General features: G+C 63.8%; 6 protein-coding genes and 1 pseudogene. 5 read left to right on the top strand and 2 right to left on the bottom strand.

Annotated features, from left to right (window positions below; genetic code table 11):
- The 5 genes and pseudogenes from EN914_RS27665 to EN914_RS27645 form a co-directional block, all read left to right on the top strand.
- Positions 1 to 230, top strand: a pseudogene (locus tag EN914_RS27665) (cytochrome c oxidase subunit 4); the annotation flags it as partial.
- The gene (locus EN914_RS27660; RefSeq protein WP_013525139.1) at positions 227 to 832 is read left to right on the top strand and encodes a cytochrome c oxidase subunit 3; all 606 of its coding nucleotides are present in this window, start codon (positions 227 to 229) and stop codon (positions 830 to 832) included. The pseudogene EN914_RS27665 and the gene EN914_RS27660, both read left to right, overlap by 4 nt.
- A gap of 1 nt (position 833) precedes the next feature.
- Positions 834 to 1,175 (top strand): hypothetical protein, encoded by a 342-nt coding sequence (locus EN914_RS27655; protein ID WP_013525138.1) that lies wholly within the window; start codon positions 834 to 836, stop codon positions 1,173 to 1,175.
- Positions 1,172 to 2,050, top strand: coding sequence for a cytochrome c oxidase assembly protein (locus tag EN914_RS27650; RefSeq protein ID WP_024504617.1), 879 nt, complete (start codon positions 1,172 to 1,174; stop codon positions 2,048 to 2,050). The genes EN914_RS27655 and EN914_RS27650 overlap by 4 nt, the downstream gene beginning before the upstream one ends.
- Positions 2,031 to 2,447, top strand: a complete 417-nt coding sequence (locus tag EN914_RS27645) for a cytochrome c family protein (protein ID WP_024504618.1) — start codon at positions 2,031 to 2,033, stop codon at positions 2,445 to 2,447. The genes EN914_RS27650 and EN914_RS27645 overlap by 20 nt, the downstream gene beginning before the upstream one ends.
- A 71-nt stretch (positions 2,448 to 2,518) precedes the next feature.
- On the opposite strand, the gene EN914_RS27640 is transcribed toward EN914_RS27645, so the two are convergent.
- Together EN914_RS27640 and EN914_RS27635 are read right to left on the bottom strand one after the other, a co-directional pair.
- Positions 2,519 to 3,298 (bottom strand): hypothetical protein, encoded by a 780-nt coding sequence (locus tag EN914_RS27640; RefSeq protein ID WP_245265377.1) that lies wholly within the window; start codon positions 3,296 to 3,298, stop codon positions 2,519 to 2,521.
- Between the two features lie 56 nt (positions 3,299 to 3,354).
- The gene (locus tag EN914_RS27635; protein WP_013525134.1) at positions 3,355 to 3,747 is read right to left on the bottom strand and encodes a phage holin family protein; all 393 of its coding nucleotides are present in this window, start codon (positions 3,745 to 3,747) and stop codon (positions 3,355 to 3,357) included.
- Positions 3,748 to 3,846: the final 99 nt, after the last annotated feature.

Here is a 3,846-nt window from a genome sequence, read left to right as displayed (position 1 = left end):
GCGTCGACGCGCGCGAACTCCTCATCTCGACCGTGGCCGAAGCTCATCCCGACATTCGCGAGAAATCGGCCGCCCCTTCGATCTGGCCGCTTTTAGCGGCGCTGGCCGTCGGCGGCACGTTTCTCTATTCAATCTTCACGCCCTGGGCGATCGTCTGGGGCGCCGCGCCAATCGCCATCACGTTGATCGGATGGTTCTGGCCCAAGGGCGATCCGGAGGACGAGGAATGAAGCAGCGCGCCGCCGCCGATCTTTCTGGCCTGCCCACCTTCGGGCACGGTCCGCGCAGCCCGACCTGGTGGGGCACGCTGGGTTTCATGGCGCTGGAAGGCACGGGCTTCGCGCTGGCGGCCGGCGCTTATCTCTACCTTGCGCAGTCATGGCCAGACTGGCCCCTCAGCGCACCGCGCCCGAACCATTGGCCCGGAACGATCGTCACCATTTTGTTCATCGTCAGCCTTGTGCCTAACCACATCCTCCACCGCTATGCCAAGCAATGTTCGATGGTGCCGGTGCGGATCGGGCTGATGGTCATGTCGCTGCTCGGCATCGCTCCGCTCGTCGTGCGCTGGTTCGAATTCCCGGCCCTCAACATCTATTGGGACACCAATGCCTATGGATCGATGCTCTGGGTGCTGCTCGGGCTGCACACCACCCATCTCATCACCGATGTCGGCGACACCATCGTGCTGACTGTGCTGATGTTCACGCGCCACGGCTATAGCGGCCGTCGCTTCGGCGATGTCGGCGACAATGTCTTCTACTGGGACTTCGTGGTCCTGACCTGGATTCCGATCTATCTGCTCATCTACTGGGTGCCGAGGCTAGGCTGAGATGCGTGCATTACGCCTGGGAACGTCTTGGGGTGGTCTTCTGTCAGGGCCGCTGGCGTGGGCGGTCTCGACACAGCTGAATTATGCGCTGGTGCCCTGGCAATGCAATCGCCAGGTGCCGGTCGTGCTTCCCGTGGCGCTGCTGCTCGTCTTGTTGTCGCTGCTCGGCGGGGCGCTGTCGTGGCGGGCGAAGCGGCGAGGCGGTGCCGCATTCAAGCCGGAGCGTACGCGCGCCACAGAGCGCTTCGTCGCCAATCTCGGCATGCTGTCGGCCTTGCTGTTTGCGCTTGTGATCCTCATGCAAGGCAGCGCGGCGCTGATCCTGGATGAGTGCCTGCGATGAATCTGGACGGGCTGTTCTCTACTTCCATCTGCTATGGCGCCGGCGCACCCGAGGCCGGGTGGACGCTCGCGCTGCCCATCACCCTGCCACTTGCCGTGCTTGCCCTGATATATGTCGTTGGAGCTGGCCGGCTTTGGCGGCGCAGCAGCCGCGGCAGGACTCTGCGGCTGCGCCAGGCTCTGCTGTTCACGGCCGGATGGGGCGTGTTGACGGCCGCGTTGGTCAGCCCGATTCATGCACTCGGTGAGCAGATCTTTGCGGCGCATATGATCGAGCATGAACTGCTGATGGCCGTGGCGGCGCCGCTGCTGGTCTCCGCCAGCCCGGCTGCGGCCTTGATGTGGGGATTTCCCGCCGGGGTCCGGCGCATTCTTGGAATGGCCGGGCACGGCAGATGGCTGAATGCGGTTTGGTCTTTCGTAACTCGACCGCTCAGCGCGACCATTGCCCACGGCCTGGCCATATGGATCTGGCACCTTCCGGCGTTGTTCGAGGCTGCGCTCGAACGCGGCGTGATGCACTATGCACAGCACGCGAGCTTCTTCGGAACAGGGCTGCTGTTCTGGTGGGTACTCTTGCCGCGTCCCGGCCGCCAGCATGCCTATGGGACCGCAGTGATGCATCTTTTCGTCACCTCGCTGCACACTGGCCTGCTTGGCGTGCTCCTGCTGCTCTCGCCGCGGCTCTGGTACCCGCAGAACGCGGTGGGTGCGGCACTATGGAATTTGAGCCCCCTGGAAGACCAGCAACTTGCCGGGCTGGTGATGTGGGTTCCCGCTGGACTGATCTATGGCGGCGCAGCGCTGCTGCTGGCCGCGCTGTGGATCAAGGCGAGCGGAAGGGGGGAGGCTGCGCATGCCTACGAGCTTGTCTAAGCTGCTTGCCGGCGCCAGCGCCGCGCTGGTGCTGCTCGTTGCGGGCGTGGCCGGAATGACCTGGTGGTCCGATCAGGCGGCGCACATCCGCCACGAGGCGGAGGCGGCCACGGGAGGTGACATTGCGCGCGCCATGCCGATCATGACTGCGAATGGTTGTTCCGGCTGCCATACGATTTCGGGCGTGCCGGGCGCGCAAGGGCAGGTCGGTCCACGCCTCGACGCCAGTCTTGCTGACCGCACCTTTATCGGCGGCGGGCTGGCCAACAATCCAGAGAACCTGATCCGCTGGATACGATCTGCCAGGGAAATCAATCCGCGCACGGCCATGCCATCGACCCGAATTTCGGAGCAGCAGGCGCGCGATATCGCGGCCTACCTCTACGCTCTGAAATGATTGAGCGGTTCATCGTCTGAACAACAACGCCGGCCCTTCTGACGAGACCGACTATCGTTGATCCATTCAAGCTAGGTTTGACGCTGAGATGGATCGGAAATCCGTTCACGCACGGCGTGCTCGGTCTTGTCTGCTGTGGACTTCACGATCTCGCCGAGCTGATCGGCGATCGTGTCTGCTTCCATATGTTGCCGGCCAGCTTCCTGCTTGATGGTTCCATAGGCTTCGGCGGCGACCTGCTTGGCCTCGTCGAGACCCCTGTCGAGCATGGTTTCGGCGGTATCGCGAAGCTTGTCGCCATAGGCGCCTAGCTGCTCATCCTCCGTTGCGGTGTGGGGCAGCATTGCACCTATGGCGGCGCCGATGGCGAGACCCGCGGCCGCTATGGCCAAGGGCTGGTTCTCCAAAAGATCTTGCGCGGAGCGGGCGGCTTTCGCCGCCATGTCGCCGGTCACCGATCTTGCAGTGGCCGTGCTGCCCGTCAAACCCTCCGCGGCGCTGCTTGCCGCGCTGGAAACGGTATCGCCGACGCTGGTGGCAGCCGATGACAGAGATGCGGCGGCATCGGAAAGCGTGCTGCCCAAGCCTCCACGTTCCCGTTCATCATGTCGTCCCGGCGCCGAGGGCATTGAGTAGCCAGCCGAACCGCGGGCGGTGTCTGCGGTACCACTGCCGAACATCAGCCAAGCCAGACCCGCTCCCACCATGGTGACCGGCAAAGGATTGTCTCGGACCTGCGTTCTGAGGTTGGCGAGCATGGCCGAACTCTCCCCTCCCGAGAACAGCCCGGTGAACTCATCCAGCAATTGTCCCGGCGTCATCCTGCCTCGAATGGATTCGGCGGTCTCCATCACCCGCGCACGGGCTGCCTCGGCCTCGCGTTCAAGTTCGGCTGCGGATTTCTCAGTCATCTCACTTGTTCCTTGATCACGCTCGCGTCGCGCTTGAGCTGTTCCTGGGTGCGGTCGGGGGTAAGTTCCGAAGGCGCCATGCTGGCCGTCCCGGTCCGCAGCAGGATAATGCCGAGGGCCGCCACGACCACGCCGACCAGCAGGGAAGACCACCCCGCGCCAAGTCCTGCCCGCGTCAGTGCAATAACGAGTGCCTGCAGCAACACCATTAGCGCGGCGAGCAAGCAGATCGCGCCGCCCAGAACTTCCGCGGCACCTGCTCCGGCTTTGGCAAGCTTTTCAGAAAGCTCGGCCCGAAACAGCCTGGCCTCGGTTTGCACCAAAGTGGTGACATTCTGGGCCAAGTCGGTGATCAGCCCGGCAAGGCTTGGGTTGTCCTGGGTGTTCATCTGTCCTGCTCCGTGCTCTGCATGGCCCCATCATCGCCGACGACGCCAGAATCCTGCGACCGATCAGCGGACCAACCCTGTGCCTGATCGGTGTGGGAT

Source organism: Mesorhizobium sp. M7A.F.Ca.CA.001.08.2.1, assembly GCF_003998455.1.
Classification (GTDB): Bacteria; Pseudomonadota; Alphaproteobacteria; order Rhizobiales; family Rhizobiaceae; genus Mesorhizobium; species Mesorhizobium ciceri.
The sequence above is the reverse complement of the archived record's forward strand: the minus strand, read 5'-3'. Positions and strand labels throughout refer to the sequence as shown.

What these genes read in the sequence shown, in the direction of transcription:
- EN914_RS27660 (WP_013525139.1), top strand. Translation starts at nt 227, where the DNA reads ATGAAGCAGCGCGCCGCCGCCGATCTTTCTGGCCTGCCCACCTTCGGG.
- EN914_RS27635 (WP_013525134.1), bottom strand. Translation starts at nt 3,747, where the DNA reads ATGAACACCCAGGACAACCCAAGCCTTGCCGGGCTGATCACCGACTTG.
- EN914_RS27650 (WP_024504617.1), top strand. Translation starts at nt 1,172, where the DNA reads ATGAATCTGGACGGGCTGTTCTCTACTTCCATCTGCTATGGCGCCGGC.
- EN914_RS27655 (WP_013525138.1), top strand. Translation starts at nt 834, where the DNA reads ATGCGTGCATTACGCCTGGGAACGTCTTGGGGTGGTCTTCTGTCAGGG.
- EN914_RS27645 (WP_024504618.1), top strand. Translation starts at nt 2,031, where the DNA reads ATGCCTACGAGCTTGTCTAAGCTGCTTGCCGGCGCCAGCGCCGCGCTG.
- EN914_RS27640 (WP_245265377.1), bottom strand. Translation starts at nt 3,298, where the DNA reads ATGGAGACCGCCGAATCCATTCGAGGCAGGATGACGCCGGGACAATTG.